We start from the raw sequence: 18,013 nt of genomic DNA on the forward strand, positions 1-18,013 counted from the left end.
CATTTTGTTCTTATGGCTTGCCAACAATTTTTGCCTTCTTGTTTATTATGAGCATGATCCCGAAAACCGGTTTCCACTTTTCGGGCTCATGCTTTAATCCACCAAAGCGTCTCGACTGGAAAGCCGTAATCAGGCTTTGGCTCCTTGAAACCAAAACGATCCCAATAAGCTACCAGGTGATTCGCCACCGTCCAATTTGGAATCCACTCAAGCCTGATACACAAGTACCGATCAAGCACCCTGATCGTTGCGACCAGTTCGTCCCGCGTGGATGCTTTGCCCACATCCTCGATCAATGCGTCGATAATGGGGTCAGATGTGCCGGGAAGATTATAACTTCCGGGTGTTTTGGCTGATTCTGATCCGAACATGCCAGCCAGTGATTCTTTGGTGGGCGTTGCGCCAAACTGCATCGCAATGCCGACGAGATCGAAGTCGAAATCCTGCATGCGGGCCTGGTATTGGCTCGGATCCACCAATCGTACACTGGCATCGATGCCAATGGCGCGCATTTTCTGGACAAGAGGATTGTAGACCCGATTGAGAGATTCGGAATTGCTTAGAATTTCGAGCGTGAATTTTTCACCGTTTTTGCCGTGAAACTGGCCTTTGTTTCGCTCAAAGCCTGCAGCTTCCATCAACTCGATAGCGCGGGAAAACTGCTTGCGGTCGCGGCCTGTACCATCTGAAACAGGCATGACAGGGACTTCGCCAAAGGCCGCTTCGGGAATTTTGCCCCGAAATCGTTCAAGTACCTTCAGTTCATCAGCAGTCGGCATGCCCACGGCCTGAAAGTCGGAACCGTTGAAGTTAGATTGCGACCGTTGGTAGGTATCATAGAACAGGTTTGCATTGGTCCACTCGAAATCGAAGCACAGATTGATCGCTTCACGAACACGTGGGTCGCTGAAACGCTCGCGGCGCTGGTTGATCGCCCACGCCTGCATGAGTGGGCGCTTTTCCCTTGGAAATGTGCGCTTGATGATCTTATTCTGCTGAATGGCAGGGAAATCGTAAGCTGTGGCCCAGTTCTTTGCTACGTTTTCAGATCGAAAATCGATATTGCCTTTCTTGAAGGCTTCGAATTCTGGCTGTCTATCACGGTAGAACTCAATGCGGATGCGGCCAAAGTTGCTGGAGCCGCGCTGCACAGGTAAATCCTTGGCCCAATAATCATCAACCCGGTCATATTCAATCGCTTGCCCGGCAGAGACTTTGCCGACGCGATAAGCACCTGATCCAAGGATCGGTTCCAGGCCTGTCGCATCGAAATTTCGCTCCTTGAACCAGTCTTTGGAGAGAATTGGCAGTGTAACTGCGTCGAGAATGGCATTGGGGCCACTTTCAGCCGAAAAATGCATCTGCACTTCGCGTTCACTGATTTCTTTTACAGCTTCGAGCGCTGCAAGAATCTGCCTTAATTGCGGATGTCCCTTTTCCTTAAGCGTCTCGTAAGTGAACACAACATCCTTCGCTTCAATTGGCGAACCATCGTGAAAACGAGCTTCTTTGCGCAGCTTGAAGAGGCAGGTCTGATGGTCTTTGGATAGTGTTACATTTTCAGCGATCAGGCCATAAACAGCGTCGGGCTCATCAAGTGCTGACACCATCAATGTGTCGAAGGTCAGCTCCATGCGCGGCGGCGCATCACCCTTGAACGTCAGCGTGTTTAGCGTATTGAAAGTCTCCGTGTTCTGGTTCCACACCCATGTGGATGGCGCCAGCGTAAAGGTGCCACCCTTTGGCGCATCGGGGTTCACATAGTCGAAATGGGCGAAATCGGGCGGATACTTCAGTTCGCCGAAGGCAGATAGACCATGCAAGGGCTTGTCTGTGGGGAGCTTTGCAACAGCAATTTCCGGAAAGCAGGCTGCGAGAGCGGCACTGCCTGAAAGTCCAAGGAAATGGCGGCGATTGAGATGAAAGCCCGACATTGGAAAGGCGTCCTTAAAGCATTTTCAGCAAAAGTGCGAAGCGGTTTTGCGTAGGATAATGCGTAAAAACAAATAGATAGAACGGTTTCAACTATTCAATCTTAATTGAGGCCACTCTAGTCGGAACTGTTTTTAAGCTTGGCTTCTTTCGTCGGGTCGATCCACCACGAGAATGGGTCAATCCCAAGATAGTCGGGTTGCTGTTCCGGCATGCCGAATTTGTTCCAATAGGCGACGTTGATGTGGTCTGAATACCATTGTGGAATGACGTAATAGTTCCACAGCAATGCGCGGTCGAGCGCGTGGCTCGCCGCCACCAGCTCATCACGATCCTTGGCATAGATGATGCGGTCGATCAGCTTGTCGATGGCCGGGTTCTTGATACCCGCATAATTGCGGCTGCCTTTGAAGTCGGCGGCTTTCGAGCCCCACATATCGCGCTGCTCGTTGCCGGGAGAGGCAGTCTGTGCCGTGATCGAAGTGATTACGTCATAATCGAAATCATTGACGCGGGCCTGGTATTGAGCTGTATCGACAATGCGCACAGTCGCATTGATACCGATCTTGCGTAGGCTTGCGGCAAACGGGTTATAGATGCGCTCGTCGGTTGGATCTTTACCAAGAAATTCGATCGTGAACTGCTGACCATTGGCATCAACGAGCTTGTTACCTTGCAGTTTCCAGCCTGCCTCACCAAAAAGCTGAAGCGCTTTGCGCAGATTATCGCGCGTTGCCTGTGGAGTATCGTAGACTGGCAGCTTGAATTCTTCAGTCAGCGCTTCGGGCGGAAGCGAATCCTTCACAGTTTCAAGAATTGCTTTTTCTTCTGGCGTCGGTGCACCGCTCAGCTGTAGTTCGTTGCCCGCGAAATAGCTGTTGATGCGCGTGTACTGATTGAAGAACAGCAGGCGGTTCATGGTTTCAAAGTCGAACGCATAGGTCAGTGCCTGACGCACTTGCGGGTCTTTGAATTTCTCCTTGCGTGTATTCAGGAAATAGCCCTGCATTCGGCCAACAGCATTGAACGGAAAGGATTTCTTGACGACATCGCCACGCTGCACGGCTGGGAAGTTATACTGCTCCGCCCAGCGCTGAGCGCGATTCTCATTACGATAATCGTACTGGCCACCTTTTTTGAAGGCCTCCCACGTCGCATCTTCATTGAAGTAATATTCGTAGCGCACTTCATCAAAGTTGTTGCGCCCAACATTGACGCCAAGGTCCTTGCCCCAGTAATCGGCAACACGTCCCCACACGATGGAGCGGCCCGGCACCATGCTCTTGATCTTGTAGGCGGCCGATCCGAGTGGAATTTCCAGCGTCGGACGGCTGATGTCACGCTGCTTGCCTTGCGCATCCTTGCCTTCCCACCAATGCTTGGGCAGGATTGCGAGCTGCCCCACGATCTGTGGCAGTTCGCGGTTGCCTGACTGCGAGAAGGTGAACTTCACCTCATGGTCGCTGGTCTTTTCGGCTTTCTCCACGTCGCCATAATATTTGTTGTAGAGCGGCGACTGCTTCTTGAGAATATCAAACGACCAGATCACGTCATCGACGGTAATCGGTTCTCCATCATGCCATTTGGCATTGGGATTGAGCTTGAATTTCACCCATGAAAAATCATCAGGATACTGCAAAGCTTCAGCGATCAACGGATATTGCGTTGAGCCCTGATCAAGCGCATCGGTCATCAATGTATCGTAGAGCATCCCGCCGCCGAAATCGGCGAGGCCTGCGGCGGCAACACCCTGAACCACGAATGGATTGAGGCTGTCGAACGTGCCGACTGCAACCTGATTGAGGACGCCCCCTTTGGGTGCATCAGGGTTCACATAATCATAATGCTTGAAGTCAGCCGGATATTTGGGCTCGCCGATAAGGCTTGAAGCATATCGCCATTCTGGCGCGGCATCCGTTGCGTAACTAAACGATACCGTGCTCGCCAGCATGGTGACCGCGAACGCTCCCGCCCAAAAACCTCTCATCCAGCATCTCCGTTTCTGCTTCGGATATTGTCGAATTGATTTTTATGGGTTTTTGCGGAGGAAGAAAGGCACAAGTTGAAAAAACATGCCGGCAATAAAAAAGCCGGGTCGAAACCCGGCTTTTTCTTGAAATTTAATCAGCTTAGTTCGCTGGGGCAGGCTGTGCCGGAGCAGGTGCCTGTTCGGCAGGCTTCTGTTCTCCAGCTGGAGCTTCCGCAGGTTTTTCTGCTTCGCCTGCAGGGGCTGCACCTTCTGGCTTGGCTTCCGTGCCTTCAGCAGGAGTCGCGTCAGCGGTTGGAAGCGGCGCTGGGTTGTCAGATAATGTGCGCAGATAAGCGATCAGATCGGCGCGTTCATTGTCTTTCTTGTCCCCAGCAAAGCCCATAGCCGTGCCTTTGATGAAGCCCTTTGGCGAAGTGAGGAACTTGTTGAGATGTTCATAATCCCACTTGTTCCCGCCTGCGCCGAATTCCTTCATTGCAGCCGAATAGCCAAAGCCTTCAACAGAGGCAGCCGGACGGTCCAGAACATCCCAAAGATGTGGTCCGACCTTGTTGGCGCCACCCTTTTCGCCTGTATGGCATGCTGCGCAACGCTTGAAGACGGTTTCGCCGCGTGCCGGATCAGCGGATTGCATCAGTGTAGCAATCGACACTTCTTCCTTGGCTGGTGCAGCTTCCCCACCAGTCGAAGCCTCTGCCGCTTCGATTATGAAACCTGGCTTCTCAGGGGCTGGCGCATGAAACAGCGTGTCGGACAGAATGCCCGTCGTCATAACAACGAAAACCGTTGCCAGAAAAGCCATGATAAACTTATTAGTCCGGGTTGAATTCATCGCCGGTCAGCGCTCCCTCTACTCAACGCCCTCCAAAGCCGGCATGCAAAACCTGTGTTAAAAGGCTGGCAAGTCTCTCCCCGGCGTCGGGCGGAAACTAGGTCTTTTACAGGGGTGATGCAACACCTATAAGGGGTTCCAGACCCGTGACTTTTTGACACTTTTGCTGCATTTGCCGTGCAGATAAAGATTGCCAGAAGGCTTCGACAGACCTTTTACGGCCAAATTAAACACCAAGAGGCGATCATGCTTCAGACTTTGAAAACACTGACACTTATACCGGCGCGGATGGCTTCAACACGCCTGCCGAACAAGCCGCTGGCCGATATTTGCGGCAAGCCGATGATCGTGCATGTGGCAGATCGTGCGGTGGCGGCATCGCTTGGACGCACCGTGGTCGCGACCGACAGTGAAGAGATTTTTGCAGCTGTTCGGGCGCATGGTCATGAGGTCATTATGACGCGCGGCGATCATGAATCGGGTTCTGATCGCATTTATGAGGCTCTTCAGAAAGTTGATCCGCAGGGTGAAGTCGAGGCGATCATCAATGTGCAGGGCGATCTGCCGACGATCGATCCGGAAACCATCCGTCGTGCGCTCCGCCCTTTGGAAGATGGGCCTGCAGATATTGCGACACTTGGCGTCGAAATCACACTGGACGAAGAAAAGATCAATCCGAATGTGGTGAAGATTGTCGGTTCACCACAGCCCGGCGGTGAGCGTCTGCGTGCGCTTTATTTTACCCGCGCGACAGCTCCTTATGGCGACGGCCCGCTCTACCATCATATTGGGCTTTATGCTTATCGCCGTGCAGCACTTGAGCGCTTTGTGAAGATTGGACCGTCGCCGCTTGAAAAGCGCGAAAAGCTCGAACAGCTGCGTGCACTTGAAGATGGAATGCGCATTGACGCAGAGATCGTCAAAACAGTTCCGCTGGGCGTTGATACGCAGGCTGATCTTGACCGGGCACGTGAAATTATCGCAAAGGGTTTATAACCAAGAAAGCCCTCAGTTCTTCGAGGGCATTTGAGAAAGTACGAACACGATGAAGACCAACCGGATTTCCTTTCAGGGTGAAGCGGGCGCCAATTCCGACACGGCTTGCCGCAACATGTTTCCCGATATGGAGCCTTTACCGTGTCCGACTTTTGAAGATGCGTTTAACGCTGTAGAAAGCGGTGCTGCTGATCTTGCGATGATTCCGATCGAGAACACGCTTGCGGGTCGCGTTGCAGATATTCACTACCTGCTGCCGCTTGCCGATATGCACATTGTTGGCGAATATTTCTTGCCGATCCATTTCCAGCTCATGGTTCTTCCCGGTGTGAAGCGCGATGAGATCAAGACGGTTCACAGCCATATCCATGCGCTTGGTCAGTGCCGCAACATCATTCGGAGTAATGGCTGGAAGCCGGTGATTGCAGGCGATACCGCAGGCGCTGCTCGCCTTGTGGCTGATTTGCAGGATCGTTCGATGGCAGCTCTTGCACCTAGTCTCGCGGCTGAACTTTATGGTCTTGATATCATAGAGGAAAATGTTGAGGACGCGGAAGACAACGTGACCCGCTTCGTTGTTCTCTCGAAGACAAAGAAATGGGAACCGCGCCCGGAAAAAGACGAACGTATCATCACCACGTTTGTCTTCCGTGTGCGTAACGTGCCCGCCGCGCTATATAAGGCAATGGGTGGCTTTGCGACCAACGGCGTGAACATGACCAAGCTTGAAAGTTATCAGCTGGGCGGCCGGTTTATCGCGACACAATTCTACGCGGATATCGAAGGTCATCCGGAAGACCGCAATGTGCAGCTCGCTTTGGAAGAACTTGAATTCTTCTCCAAAGAAGTGCGCGTACTTGGTGTCTATAAGGGGAGCGACATTCGCGGTACGCAGCTGCTGGCAGCTGAATAATTCCAGCATCTCCCGCAAAACGGGGAACCGCTTTTTCGGAGGGAAAATGCGCAAACAAAGAACTAAAGCGGTTGAGCCGCTCTAGTTCTCGGCCCAGGCTCTGATCAGATGGGTTGCGATAGCTCCGGTTGCCGGGATACGCAGCCCATTTTCATGTGTGCCAGCAAGCATCTCACGCACTTCAGCTTTTTCGAACCAGCGGCCATCTTCGAGCTCCGCGCGGTCGATTGCGAAATCGTCTGACAGCACTTCGGCATGGCAACCGATCATCAGTGAATAAGGAAATGGCCATGGTTGGCTGGCATGATAGCCAACGCGCCCGATCGCCAACCCCATTTCCTCAAAACTTTCGCGGCGAACGGCGGCTTCAATCGTCTCGCCATGCTCGATAAAACCTGCAAGGCAAGAATAGGACCCGGCAGCGAAGTGCGCGCTGCGTGCCAGAATGCATTTTTCACCGCGAATGGGCAGCATGATCGCGACCGGATCGGTTCGTGGAAAATGTTCGGCTCCACAATTTGGGCAGACGCGTTTTGCACCACCGGCGCGCATTTCGCTTTTTGTGCCGCAACGTCCGCAAAATCGGTGATTGCTATGCCATGCAGTTAGGGCTGCAGCCTGTGCCAGCGCACCGATGATATCGGCGGGCACAAGACCTTCCATATAAATGCTGCGATAATCCTGCGCCTTATAGGGAGCCTCAAGCTGGTCGGGATCAAGTGGAGCCGTGAGTGCAACCATCGGTGCACCGTCCTGTAAACCCAGCAGCACCGGTTCATGCAGATCGGGCAAAAAAGCTTGAGCTTCTTTCAGTGTAAATAGCGCGCGAGGAGCGCTGTCTTTTGTGTAATCGAGAAGCAGTCGGCTTCCGCCCAGAATCATTATCCGCGTTTCGGGCAGTTCCAGTGCGGTGAAAGCCGAATCATCCTGTCGCTTTTCGGAAAGACGGTCGATGCGGTTGCCAGCGAAGCCGACGAGACGGCTCGGTTCAATTTCCGGCAGGTCGTAAAGGCGGAAAGCCATGATGATCTCGGGGGAATGTTTCAGGGAGGAATTAGAGGGCAGTTCGGATTTTTTCGATCAGCGTGTGCGCATCTGTGTCGCCATAGGTTTCGCGGGTGCCATAACCCCAGACAGGGCCGGGCCAACCAGCATCGCCTTCATTGCGCGCAATCACATGCATATGGAGCTGACGAACAATGTTGCCCAAAGCGCCGGTGTTGATCTTGTGGCAGTCAGTTGCCTTCTTGAGCGCTTGTGAAACAATGGCGGCTTCAAAAGTCAGCATGGTCTGATCCAGCGGCGTCATATCGTGAATTTCAGCCAGTTTTGCGCGGCGCGGCACGAGGATCAGCCATGGCCAGCGCTTGTCATTCATGAGACGCAGTTCGCACAAGCCGAGCTTGGCGACTGAAAAAGTATCGGCATCAAGCCGTTTATCGAGTTCAAACTGTTCCATAACTGATTTCTTATCATTTTTTTTGACCCTTCGCTTGCTTTTTGCTTCGCAATTGACGATATGCAGCGTGGGAGGTTGGTGGTGGACGAGCCACTCGCCAACCGGGTCAGGTCCGGAAGGAAGCAGCCCTAACGAGCCAGGCACGGGTCGCCGTGCCAGCCTCCCACCTTTTCTTTCACGACGATGATGGCTGTTGATTGGCAGTAAACCACTGTCGAAGGCACTTTCGTCTCCGATCCAAACTGTTTAGAGTTTCGAGATTGGAAAAAAGCGAACAGGGAACGGAAGGGTCGCAATGGACACGAAATCCGCAGACTTGGCCGCCGATGGCGCCTATCGCGTTCTCGCCCGCAAATATCGTCCTCAGAATTTTAATGATCTTATCGGTCAGGAGCCGATGGTTCGCACGCTGAAAAATGCGTTCGAGACTGGCCGCATTGCGCAGGCCTGGATGTTGACCGGTGTGCGCGGTGTGGGCAAGACCACGACGGCGCGCATTCTGGCGCGTGCTCTCAATTACAAGACTGATTCTATTGACCAGCCGACAATCGATCTGTCAGTGCTTGGCGAACATTGTCAGGCTATCATGGAAGGCCGCCATGTCGATGTGATCGAAATGGATGCGGCCTCCCATACGGGTATCGATGATATCCGCGAGATTATAGAGCAGGTGCGTTATCGCCCTGTTTCGGCACGCTACAAAGTCTACATCATTGACGAAGTGCACATGCTGTCCAATCAGGCCTTCAACGGCCTTTTGAAGACGCTGGAAGAGCCGCCGCCGCATGTGAAGTTCATCTTTGCTACCACCGAAATCCGAAAAGTTCCGATCACGGTCCTGTCGCGTTGTCAGCGTTTTGATCTGCGCCGCATCGAATCGGGCACTTTGGCCGCACATCTGCGGCGGATTGCGGAAGCCGAACAGATCCAGGTCGACGATACATCGCTTGCGATGATTGCGCGCGCGGGCGAAGGCTCGGCCCGCGATTCGCTCTCCATCTTCGATCAGGCGATTGCCCATGGCGCTGGTCATGTTTCGGCAGAGGCTGTGCGTTCCATGCTGGGTCTTGCCGACCGTGCGCGCATTATCGATCTCTTCGAGATGCTAATGTGTGGCGATGTGGCTGGCGCTCTGACCGAATTTCGTGCGCAATATGACGTCGGTGCTGATCCGTCGGTCGTGCTGACTGATCTCGCAGACTTCAATCATCTGGTGACGCGCCTGCGCTTCACGCCTGACGTTGCGGAAGATGTTTCGCTGTCGGAAGATGAGCGTGTGCGTGGCCGCGATTTTTCGCAAAAGCTTTCGGTCCGTGTGCTTTCGCGCACATGGCAGATGCTGCTCAAGGGCATTGCGGAAGTCGACACCGCAACCCGTCCTATTCAGGCAGCTGAAATGCTGTTGATCCGTCTGGCGCATGCTGCCGATTTGCCAACGCTCGATGAAGCGCTGAAGGGACTGGAGAACGGTTCGGTTTCGGCATCGCGCCCGCAGCCATCGGGTGGAGCAAAGCCTAATGGTGGCTTTCAGTCCGAGGCACGGGTAAATGCGGATGCAATTGCGTCGTCCATGATGCCCGTATCGGGTGGACCTGCGACTGCGATGCGCCTTGTGGAAACACAGCCGCAGCCAGTACAGCCTCCTGCGCCCCAGCAATTCGTCGATAATACGCCTCAGCCTTTGGTGCCGATCAACAGCCTTGCTGATATCGTTGCTCTGGCTGACAAGTATCGTGACATGCAGTTCAAGATTCTGGTCAAGAACTGCGTGCGATTGTCATCCATCGCCGCCGGGCGGCTTGAAATCGGCCTGACGGATGATGCACCGAAATCATTGCCGAGCGATATCTCGCAGCGCCTGCTTAACTGGACCGGCATTCGCTGGATTGTGACCGTAGCGCGTGATGTTTCAGGACAGACGGTTGCGGAAGCTGAAACCGAGCGTCGCGACAATCTTGTCACCGATGCGCGGGCAGACCCGGATGTTGCCGCCATTTTGGCTGCTTTTCCTGGCGCAAAGATTACGGATGTCCGTATTACCGTTGCAGAACAGAGTGACGATGACGATATTGATCTGGATACGATTGAAGACGTGCCCGGCGCGCCTTCTGACGACGACTGAATTTTAAAAGACTATGGAGTGAACCCATGCGTGACATGATGGGCATGATGAAGCAGGCGAAAGAATTGCAGGCCAAGATGAAGGCCATGCAAGACGAGATTGCCAATCTTGAAGCAACCGCATCTTCGGGTGGTGGTCTGGTCACGATCACGCTTTCAGGCAAAGGCACACTATCGGCTCTCAAGATCGATCCGTCGCTTGCCAAGGAAGAAGAGGTGGAAATCCTCGAAGATCTGATCATTGCGGCCCACAACGATGCCAAGGCGAAGCTCGAAGCCGAAATGGCCGAAAAGACGCAGTCACTGACCGCTGGGTTGCCGATCCCTCCGGGCTTCAAGTTGCCGTTTTGATAGAGTAAGGCAGCAGAGAGCATGATTGCTCCTCTGCTGCCGTTGCCTACATCCTTATTCCTCTACTCCCCGAAGCAGCCCTACGTCCCAAAGCAGCATGTCCAAACGTATAGCCGGTCCTGAAATCGAACGTCTTATCCAGCTTCTGGCCCGTGTGCCGGGGCTTGGCCCGCGTTCGGCACGCCGCGCGGCGCTGCACCTGATCAAGAAGAAAGAAGCGCTGCTGATCCCGCTGGGCGGGGCGATGCAGGATGCTGCCGAAAAAGTGCGCATCTGCTCATGCTGCGGCAATGTCGATACATCCGATCCTTGCACCATTTGTACTGATGATCGCCGCGATCCATCCATGCTGATCGTCGTGGAAGACGTGTCCGATCTTTGGGCCCTGGAACGGGCTGGCACGATGAATGTTCGCTATCATGTGCTTGGCGGGCGGCTGTCGCCGCTTGATGGCATTGGTCCGGATGATCTCAACATCAAGGGGCTGGTTGAACGCGTAGCATCTGGCGAAATCAAGGAAGTGATTCTTGCTGTTAACGCGACGGTGGAAGGGCAGACGACCGCCCATTACATTACCGATCAGCTAACCGATTTCGATGTGCGTGTCACACGACTTGCGCATGGTGTGCCAGTGGGTGGTGAGCTTGATTATCTGGACGAAGGAACGCTTGCAGCAGCTCTGCGAGCGCGAACCGCACTATAAACATTCTGAAATTTGGAGACAGGCGTGATGGCAGGAAGATGGACCCGAAGCTTGAAACTTGCTCTCGGCCTGTTCGCGGCTTCTGCCATTACTCCATCGATTGCAGCACCGTCCAAAGCGCAAATTGAAAGCCAGTATCGCAACTGGATAGAAAAAGATCTCTGGCCTGAAGCCAAAGCTGCCGGCGTTTCACGTGCAATTTTCGAACAAGCTTTTGCAGGCGTTACCATCAACTGGAAGCTGCCTGATCTGGTGATTCCCGGCGAAAAGCCAACGACGCCCAAAGAACAGAAGCAGGCCGAATTCGGTGCCCCTGGCAAATATTTCAACGCCAAGACGCTTGGTTCCGTCACCAGTGGTGGCAAGGCGCGTCTTGGCCAGAATGCAAGTCTGCTTAAAAAAATTGAGCAGCAATATGGCGTGCCGGGGCGCATCGTTGTCGCCATTTGGGGACGTGAGTCGGGCTTCGGTACGGTCAAGATTCCATACAATGCGTTTGAAGTGCTCGGCACCAAAGCATTCATGGCAACGCGCAAGGACATGTTCCGCAAGGAGCTGATCGCAGCACTTGAGATCACCTCACGCGGTTACATTGCCAATGGTTCGATGAAAAGTTCATGGGCCGGCGCACTCGGTCAGCCGCAATTCATGCCGACTTCTTATCTCAAACACGCCGTTGATTTTGATGGCGATGGCAAGCGCGATATCTGGAACTCAGTCCCGGATACGCTGGCATCGATTGCCAATTATCTCAAAATCCATGGCTGGCAGAGCGGGCGCGATTGGGGCTACGAGGTCAATGTGCCTCAGAGTGTTTCTTGTTCGCTGGAAGGGCCTGATCAGGGCAAGACGTTTGGCGAGTGGGCAAAGCTTGGCATCAGTCGTGCTAACGGCAAGGCATTTCCTGCCAATGAAATGAAGGGCGAAGGCTTTTTGCTTATGCCCGCTGGTCGCTATGGCCCAGCCTTCATCGTGACGCCTAATTTCTACGTGATTAAAGATTACAATATGAGCGATCTTTATGCGCTCTTCATCGGTCATGTTGGTGATCGCATTGCCTATGGCGCGGGCGATTTCCAAACACAATGGGGCAATGTCGGCACCATGTACCGTTCTGACATTCAGGCCATGCAAAAGCGCATGCAGGCACAGGGATATGATGTTGGCAAGGCTGATGGCCTGCCTGGCTTTAAAACCCGCCGCTCAATCGGTCTGTGGCAATCCAAGAATGGAATGGCCCCGACCTGCTTCACCCAGCCTGAACTGGTAAAATCAATTCGCTAACGTTGATGCCGGGAGCCAAAACTCCCGGCATCAGTATTTTAAGCGGCCTTTGTCAGCATCCCGTGCGGGTCGAGGACGAATTTCTTCGCCACGCCCTGATCGAAGCTTTCATAGCCTTGTGGTGCGTCATCCAACGAAATCACCTGCGCATTGACGATTTCGGCAATGTTCAGACGTCCGTGCAAAATGGCCTGCATCAGTTGGCGATTATATTTAACCACTGGCGTCTGTCCTGTATGGAAAGACTGCGCCTTTGCCCAGCCAAGACCAAAGCGTAAGGAAAGACTTCCCTGCTGGGCTGCCTTGTCGACAGCACCCGGATCTTCCGTCACATAAAGACCTGGAATGCCGATGGAACCGGCAGGGCGCGTGATTTCCATCATCTGGTTGAGCACGATTGCCGGCTGCTCACCGCCACTGTGACCACGTGCTTCAAAGCCTACCGCATCAATGGCGCTATCCACTTCATTGCTGCCGGTTACTTCGGCAATCATATCGCCGAGGCGATCGCTGGCGGACAGATCAATCGGCTCGAAGCCCACTTTCCGTGCGTGCTCAAGACGTTCCTTATTGAAGTCTCCAACCATGACGACTGCAGCGCCCAGGATGCGGGCGGATGCTGCTGCAGCAAGCCCAACAGGACCGGCACCTGCCACATAGACGATCGAGCCTACCCCAACGCCAGCCTTCACCGCACCATGGAAGCCGGTGGGCAGAATGTCGGAAAGCATGGTCAGGTCGCGAATTTTCTCGATGGCCTGTTCACGATCTGGAAATTTCAGCAGGTTGAAGTCTGCATAAGGCACCATGACATAGCGCGCTTGCCCGCCAATCCAGCCGCCCATATCGACATAGCCATAAGCGCCACCGGCGCGCGAGGGGTTGACTGTGAGGCAGACACCTGTGTCCTGCGATTTGCAGCAGCGGCAGCGCCCACAGGCGACGTTAAACGGTACCGAAACGATGTCGCCCACTTCAAGCATTTCGACATCGCTGCCTTTTTCAATCACTTCGCCTGTGATTTCGTGACCGAGCACAAGGCCGGGCATGGCAGTGGTACGACCACGCACCATGTGTTGGTCGGAGCCGCAAATATTGGTTGTGATGACTTTCAGGATGACGGCGTGATCAAGTTTGCGACCATCAGGTGCGCTCAATACCGGATCATCAATGTCACGAACTTCGACTTTACCCGGGCGCATATACACGACGCCTCTATTCCTGCTCATGTCTACCTCCTCCAGATCGACAGTGCGGATCAGTCCCGATCCGCATAATGGGGTCGAGATGTGCGGGGGACATCCCCGTGCTGGAAGCCTACAGCGCTTATCGGTCGGGGAGTTGTTCTGTGCGCGACATGTCTGGTTCTTTCATCAGCATGTCGGCGAAAGATTTGAGCGCCTTGGTCTGATAGCGATCATTGTGCGAAAGCATGAGAAACTGTCTCTGTGGCAACACGAAGTTGGCTTTTACCAGTGTGCCCGCGGCAAGATGTGGCGCTGCCACCAGTTCAGAAATCGCGGTGACATAGTTGCCAGACAATACGGCAGAGCAGATGGCCTCGTTGGATGGCAATTCCAGTGCGATGTTAAGACGTGAAGGATTGTAGCCTGCGACGCGCATTGCATCCTCGAATACGCTGCGGGTGCCTGAGCCATGTTCGCGCAGTATCCACTTTCCATGAAACAGCGTGTCCCATGCGAGCTTACCGGCATCGCACCATTCGTGATCAGGTCGTGTGACGACAATGAGCTGATCTGTGCCGACCTTGCGCAATGAAAGTGTGGGCGCCTGAACAGCGCCTTCAACCAGCCCGATATCGGCGAGCCCTGCTTCGGTAGCTTCAGTCACACTTTCTGTATTGCCAAGCGTAAGCCGAACATCGATGAGGGGTGAGGCGGCATGAAATTGTGCGAGATAGGGCGGTAGCCAGTAGCTGGCGATGGTCTGGCTCGCATGTATGGCAAGCGAGCCGCGTTTGCCGCCGCCAAGCTCCGAAAGCATACGCTCCGCCGATTGTGCTCGCGCAAGTGTCGCGCGGGCTTCATCGAGAAACATACGCCCATCACCGGTCAGCTCAATCCGACGCCCAATGCGATTGAAAAGCATCGCACCATAGCGGTCTTCCAGCGTTCGGATCGCTGAACTCACCGCCGATGGCGTCAGATGAAGCGCTTCGGAAGCACGGGTGAGATGCTCACGCTCGGCGACTTCAATGAAAATACGCAATTGTTCCAGTGTCATAGCGTCAATCGTTTGATTTTATCGAATGAATTGTGACATATAATGCGATGGAATGAACAGAAGAAATGCGGCATCTGATTGGAAAATATTTCTCAAGATGTGAATGCCAAACCAGATGACAGCCGCACCATCGAATAAATTCAAGAACATTCTCCCCGGCCTAGCACTTAGCCTCGCCGTCTCAGCAGTTGCTGTCGGGCTTGAAAAGGTCGAGGAGCACTATACGGGCAAAGCTTGGCTCGAAGCGCTGGTATTGGCGATCCTGATCGGGACTGCAGTCAGAAGCATTTTTCGCCCCGGCAGGCAATTTGCCAAAGGCATCAGCTTTTCAGCAAAGATGCTGCTGGAGATTGCCGTTGTCTTGCTCGGTGCTTCCATCAGCGCAAGTGCTGTGATTGATGCCGGACCAGGCTTAATACTCGGCATTGCCTGCGTTGTGATGATGGCGATTACCTTCAGCTATGGCATCGGGCGGCTGTTTAAATTGCCTCATCGCATGGCCGTTCTGGTTGCTTGTGGCAATTCAATCTGCGGCAACTCGGCCATCGCGGCCACAGCACCAGTCATTGGGGCAGACAGCGAAGATGTCGCGGCCTCAATCGCGTTTACTGCCATTCTCGGTGTTGTCGTCGTGCTGTGCCTGCCGCTGCTGGTGCCACTGCTGGGCCTGTCACATACACAATATGGCATTCTCGCGGGTTTAACGGTTTATGCCGTGCCGCAGGTTCTCGCAGCCACTGCGCCGATAGCCACCATCAGCGTGCAGCTTGGAACATTGGTCAAGCTGGTGCGCGTGCTGATGCTGGGTCCGGTCATTCTGACGCTATCGGTTCTGGCCGGTAACAAGGACGCAGAGGTAAAGCCCGGCTTCCTGCAACTCGTGCCTTGGTTCATCATTGGATTTCTCGGTATGATGGCGCTGCGCTCGCTGCATCTCATCCCGAACACCATTCTGCCAGGCATTCAATTCGCATCGACAGCCTTGACGATTATTTCCATGGCTGCACTGGGATTGGGTGTCGATATACGCTCCGTTGCCTCAGCGGGTGGACGCGTAACGCTCACCGCCATTCTTTCGCTGCTGGTTCTGGGGGCAATCAGCTTGGGTCTCATCCATCTGCTCGGCGTCGTGTGAGGATGGAATTTTAAAGCATAATTCCGAGCAGAATGAAACGAGGGTCGATAAGATCGTGCTTCAATTAAAAGGAGTTTAGAGCGTTGAATCTCACTCTTATCAGCTCAAATCGCGTCTGAGAACTAAGCGCCGAAGCTCTTATGGATATGCATATGCAGAAAAGAAAAAGCCCGCCGAATGGCGGGCTTTCTCATTTTTGGCAGAAGATCAGAACCTATTAGTTGGTTTCCGACTTCTTCATGGCTGCAGCAAGAATATCGCCGAGCGAAGCGCCTGAGTCGGACGAACCGTACTGAGCAACGGCTTCTTTTTCTTCAGCGATTTCGAGTGCCTTGATCGAGACCTGCAGCTTGCGGGTCTTCTTGTCGAAGGCGATGACGCGAGCGTCAACCTTCTGACCAACGGTGAAGCGTTCTGGACGCTGTTCATCGCGGTCACGAGACAGATCAGAGCGCTTGATGAAGCTGTCGAGGTCGTGGTCGACGAGACGAACTTCAAGACCACCATCGGTAACTGCTGTGACTTCACAGGTTACAACGGCGTTCTTGCGCAGTTCACCCGAAGCTGCTGCTTCGCCGACCTTGTCGCCGGAAAGCTGCTTGATGCCGAGCGAGATGCGTTCCTTCTCGATGTCAACATCGAGAACGACAGCCTTAACGACTTCACCCTTGTTGTACTCTTCGATAACCTGTTCGCCTGGACGGTTCCAGTCGAGGTCGGAGAGGTGAACCATGCCGTCAACGTCGCCGTCGAGACCAATAAACAGGCCGAATTCGGTCTTGTTCTTGACTTCGCCTTCAACGATCGTGCCCTGTGGGTACTTCTGAGCGAACGTGGTCCATGGGTTGTCGAGGGTCTGCTTGAGACCGAGGGAGATGCGGCGCTTGACCGGATCCACTTCGAGAACAACGACTTCGACTTCCTGAGTGGTCGAAAGAATTTTGCCCGGATGGACATTCTTCTTGGTCCACGACATTTCGGAAACGTGGATCAGGCCTTCGATGCCTGGCTCGATTTCGACGAATGCACCGTAGTCGGTGATGTTCGTGACAGTACCGGTGATCTTTTTGCCGATCGGGTACTTCGCGCCGATGCCATCCCAAGGATCGTTCTCGAGCTGCTTCATGCCGAGCGAGATACGATGAGTTTCCTGGTTGATACGGATAATCTGCACCTTGACCGTCTGGCCGATGGTGAGGATTTCCGAAGGATGGTTGACGCGGCGCCATGCCATGTCAGTAACGTGCAGGAGGCCGTCGATGCCGCCGAGGTCAACGAACGCACCGTAATCGGTGATGTTCTTGACAACGCCTTCAACAACCTGACCTTCTTCAAGGTTCTGAACGATTTCCGAACGCTGTTCCGCACGGCTTTCTTCAAGAACGGTACGACGCGAGACAACGATGTTGCCGCGACGCTTGTCCATCTTGAGAATTTCGAAAGGCTGTGGGACGTGCATGAGCGGGGTAACGTCGCGGATCGGACGAATGTCGACCTGCGAACGTGGAAGGAATGCAACTGCGCCATCGAGATCGACGGTGAAACCACCCTTGACCTGATTGAAGATAACGCCATCGACGCGCTCGCCATTGGCGAACTTCTGCTCGAGCTTGCCCCAGCTTTCTTCACGACGTGCTTTTTCGCGCGACAGAACAGCTTCGCCGAGTGCGTTTTCGATGCGCTCAACGTAAACTTCAACTTCGTCGCCCGGCTTCATCGAGCCGTCTTTGCCCTTCGCGCCGAATTCCTTCAGCGGTACGCGACCTTCGACCTTGAGGCCTGCATCGATGATTGCCATATCTTTTTCGATGGCAACGATGCGACCCTTTACAACATAACCTTCTGCAAGGTCATTGTTGGCAAAGGATTCGGCCAGCAGCGACTCGAAGTCTGCGAGAGAGGGATTGAATTCAGACATAAATACTCCTGATGCATCCGGTATGAAACAACATCGGATGCGGCGCCGGGGGTTAGCGTTGCGTTAGGCCTGTCCTTCGGTTCCGTCCCTTTGGGACAACCGGCGCGTGGAACGCGAAGTCAGGTTATAAATGCG

Annotated in this window: 15 protein-coding genes and 1 other RNA gene; 8 read left to right on the forward strand and 8 right to left on the reverse strand. The window is 53.9% G+C overall.

Annotated elements, in window-relative coordinates; all coding sequences use genetic code 11:
* Positions 1–86: 86 nt before the first annotated feature.
* The 3 genes from OIV19_RS01540 to OIV19_RS01550 form a co-directional block, all read right to left on the reverse strand.
* On the reverse strand, positions 87–1,934 hold the full coding sequence (locus OIV19_RS01540; protein WP_264230484.1) for an extracellular solute-binding protein: 1,848 nt from the start codon (positions 1,932–1,934) through the stop codon (positions 87–89).
* A 116-nt stretch (positions 1,935–2,050) separates the two neighbouring features.
* Positions 2,051–3,919, reverse strand: coding sequence for an extracellular solute-binding protein (locus tag OIV19_RS01545; protein ID WP_264230485.1), 1,869 nt, complete (start codon positions 3,917–3,919; stop codon positions 2,051–2,053).
* Positions 3,920–4,061: 142 nt separating this feature from the next.
* The gene (locus tag OIV19_RS01550; protein WP_095445792.1) at positions 4,062–4,754 is read right to left on the reverse strand and encodes a c-type cytochrome; all 693 of its coding nucleotides are present in this window, start codon (positions 4,752–4,754) and stop codon (positions 4,062–4,064) included.
* Positions 4,755–5,000: 246 nt separating this feature from the next.
* Between OIV19_RS01550 and OIV19_RS01555 the strand changes: the two genes are divergently transcribed.
* Both OIV19_RS01555 and OIV19_RS01560 read left to right on the forward strand, forming a co-directional pair.
* Positions 5,001–5,750 (forward strand): 3-deoxy-manno-octulosonate cytidylyltransferase, encoded by a 750-nt coding sequence (locus OIV19_RS01555; protein WP_264230486.1) that lies wholly within the window; start codon positions 5,001–5,003, stop codon positions 5,748–5,750.
* Positions 5,751–5,799: 49 nt separating this feature from the next.
* Positions 5,800–6,663, forward strand: a complete 864-nt coding sequence (locus OIV19_RS01560; RefSeq protein ID WP_264230487.1) for a prephenate dehydratase — start codon at positions 5,800–5,802, stop codon at positions 6,661–6,663.
* A gap of 81 nt (positions 6,664–6,744) precedes the next feature.
* Here the strand turns inward: OIV19_RS01560 and nudC are convergent, their stop codons facing one another.
* The gene (gene nudC / locus OIV19_RS01565; RefSeq protein ID WP_264230488.1) at positions 6,745–7,686 is read right to left on the reverse strand and encodes an NAD(+) diphosphatase; all 942 of its coding nucleotides are present in this window, start codon (positions 7,684–7,686) and stop codon (positions 6,745–6,747) included.
* Between the two features lie 31 nt (positions 7,687–7,717).
* On the reverse strand, positions 7,718–8,122 hold the full coding sequence (locus OIV19_RS01570; RefSeq protein ID WP_264230489.1) for an HIT family protein: 405 nt from the start codon (positions 8,120–8,122) through the stop codon (positions 7,718–7,720).
* Positions 8,123–8,192: 70 nt separating this feature from the next.
* On the opposite strand from OIV19_RS01570, the gene ffs reads away from it, so the two are divergent.
* From ffs to OIV19_RS01595, 5 genes are all read left to right on the forward strand, one after another.
* Positions 8,193–8,289, forward strand: an RNA gene (gene ffs, locus OIV19_RS01575) — signal recognition particle sRNA small type.
* A gap of 128 nt (positions 8,290–8,417) precedes the next feature.
* The gene (locus OIV19_RS01580) at positions 8,418–10,244 is read left to right on the forward strand and encodes a DNA polymerase III subunit gamma/tau (RefSeq protein ID WP_264230490.1); all 1,827 of its coding nucleotides are present in this window, start codon (positions 8,418–8,420) and stop codon (positions 10,242–10,244) included.
* A gap of 26 nt (positions 10,245–10,270) precedes the next feature.
* Positions 10,271–10,594, forward strand: coding sequence for a YbaB/EbfC family nucleoid-associated protein (locus tag OIV19_RS01585; RefSeq protein ID WP_094578639.1), 324 nt, complete (start codon positions 10,271–10,273; stop codon positions 10,592–10,594).
* A gap of 97 nt (positions 10,595–10,691) precedes the next feature.
* Positions 10,692–11,297 carry a recombination mediator RecR gene (recR, locus tag OIV19_RS01590; RefSeq protein WP_095445798.1) on the forward strand — a complete coding sequence of 202 codons (606 nt, stop codon included), beginning with the start codon at positions 10,692–10,694 and terminating at the stop codon, positions 11,295–11,297.
* A gap of 27 nt (positions 11,298–11,324) precedes the next feature.
* A complete protein-coding gene (locus OIV19_RS01595; RefSeq protein ID WP_498831021.1) occupies positions 11,325–12,581 on the forward strand; it encodes a lytic murein transglycosylase in 1,257 nt (418 codons plus the stop codon).
* A 38-nt stretch (positions 12,582–12,619) separates the two neighbouring features.
* Here the strand turns inward: OIV19_RS01595 and fdhA are convergent, their stop codons facing one another.
* Both fdhA and OIV19_RS01605 read right to left on the reverse strand, forming a co-directional pair.
* On the reverse strand, positions 12,620–13,810 hold the full coding sequence (gene fdhA, locus OIV19_RS01600) for a formaldehyde dehydrogenase, glutathione-independent (protein WP_095445800.1): 1,191 nt from the start codon (positions 13,808–13,810) through the stop codon (positions 12,620–12,622).
* A gap of 97 nt (positions 13,811–13,907) precedes the next feature.
* Positions 13,908–14,825 carry a LysR family transcriptional regulator gene (locus OIV19_RS01605; protein WP_264230492.1) on the reverse strand — a complete coding sequence of 306 codons (918 nt, stop codon included), beginning with the start codon at positions 14,823–14,825 and terminating at the stop codon, positions 13,908–13,910.
* 115 nt (positions 14,826–14,940) lie between these two features.
* Between OIV19_RS01605 and OIV19_RS01610 the strand changes: the two genes are divergently transcribed.
* The gene (locus tag OIV19_RS01610) at positions 14,941–15,960 is read left to right on the forward strand and encodes a YeiH family protein (RefSeq protein WP_264230652.1); all 1,020 of its coding nucleotides are present in this window, start codon (positions 14,941–14,943) and stop codon (positions 15,958–15,960) included.
* A gap of 217 nt (positions 15,961–16,177) precedes the next feature.
* Here the strand turns inward: OIV19_RS01610 and rpsA are convergent, their stop codons facing one another.
* The gene (rpsA, locus tag OIV19_RS01615; protein WP_095445802.1) at positions 16,178–17,878 is read right to left on the reverse strand and encodes a 30S ribosomal protein S1; all 1,701 of its coding nucleotides are present in this window, start codon (positions 17,876–17,878) and stop codon (positions 16,178–16,180) included.
* Between the last annotated feature and the right edge of the window lie 135 nt (positions 17,879–18,013).

This window comes from Brucella sp. HL-2, assembly GCF_025846885.2.
In the GTDB taxonomy this organism is placed as follows: domain Bacteria; phylum Pseudomonadota; class Alphaproteobacteria; order Rhizobiales; family Rhizobiaceae; genus Brucella; species Brucella quorumnocens.

Coding starts and splice junctions, on each gene's coding strand:
- OIV19_RS01560 (WP_264230487.1), top strand. CDS start 5,800: ATGAAGACCAACCGGATTTCCTTTCAGGGTGAAGCGGGCGCCAATTCC.
- recR (WP_095445798.1), top strand. CDS start 10,692: ATGTCCAAACGTATAGCCGGTCCTGAAATCGAACGTCTTATCCAGCTT.
- OIV19_RS01605 (WP_264230492.1), bottom strand. CDS start 14,825: ATGACACTGGAACAATTGCGTATTTTCATTGAAGTCGCCGAGCGTGAG.
- OIV19_RS01580 (WP_264230490.1), top strand. CDS start 8,418: ATGGACACGAAATCCGCAGACTTGGCCGCCGATGGCGCCTATCGCGTT.
- fdhA (WP_095445800.1), bottom strand. CDS start 13,810: ATGAGCAGGAATAGAGGCGTCGTGTATATGCGCCCGGGTAAAGTCGAA.
- OIV19_RS01555 (WP_264230486.1), top strand. CDS start 5,001: ATGCTTCAGACTTTGAAAACACTGACACTTATACCGGCGCGGATGGCT.
- OIV19_RS01595 (WP_498831021.1), top strand. CDS start 11,325: ATGGCAGGAAGATGGACCCGAAGCTTGAAACTTGCTCTCGGCCTGTTC.
- OIV19_RS01545 (WP_264230485.1), bottom strand. CDS start 3,919: ATGAGAGGTTTTTGGGCGGGAGCGTTCGCGGTCACCATGCTGGCGAGC.
- OIV19_RS01540 (WP_264230484.1), bottom strand. CDS start 1,934: ATGTCGGGCTTTCATCTCAATCGCCGCCATTTCCTTGGACTTTCAGGC.
- rpsA (WP_095445802.1), bottom strand. CDS start 17,878: ATGTCTGAATTCAATCCCTCTCTCGCAGACTTCGAGTCGCTGCTGGCC.
- OIV19_RS01585 (WP_094578639.1), top strand. CDS start 10,271: ATGCGTGACATGATGGGCATGATGAAGCAGGCGAAAGAATTGCAGGCC.
- nudC (WP_264230488.1), bottom strand. CDS start 7,686: ATGGCTTTCCGCCTTTACGACCTGCCGGAAATTGAACCGAGCCGTCTC.
- OIV19_RS01610 (WP_264230652.1), top strand. CDS start 14,941: ATGACAGCCGCACCATCGAATAAATTCAAGAACATTCTCCCCGGCCTA.
- OIV19_RS01550 (WP_095445792.1), bottom strand. CDS start 4,754: ATGAATTCAACCCGGACTAATAAGTTTATCATGGCTTTTCTGGCAACG.
- OIV19_RS01570 (WP_264230489.1), bottom strand. CDS start 8,122: ATGGAACAGTTTGAACTCGATAAACGGCTTGATGCCGATACTTTTTCA.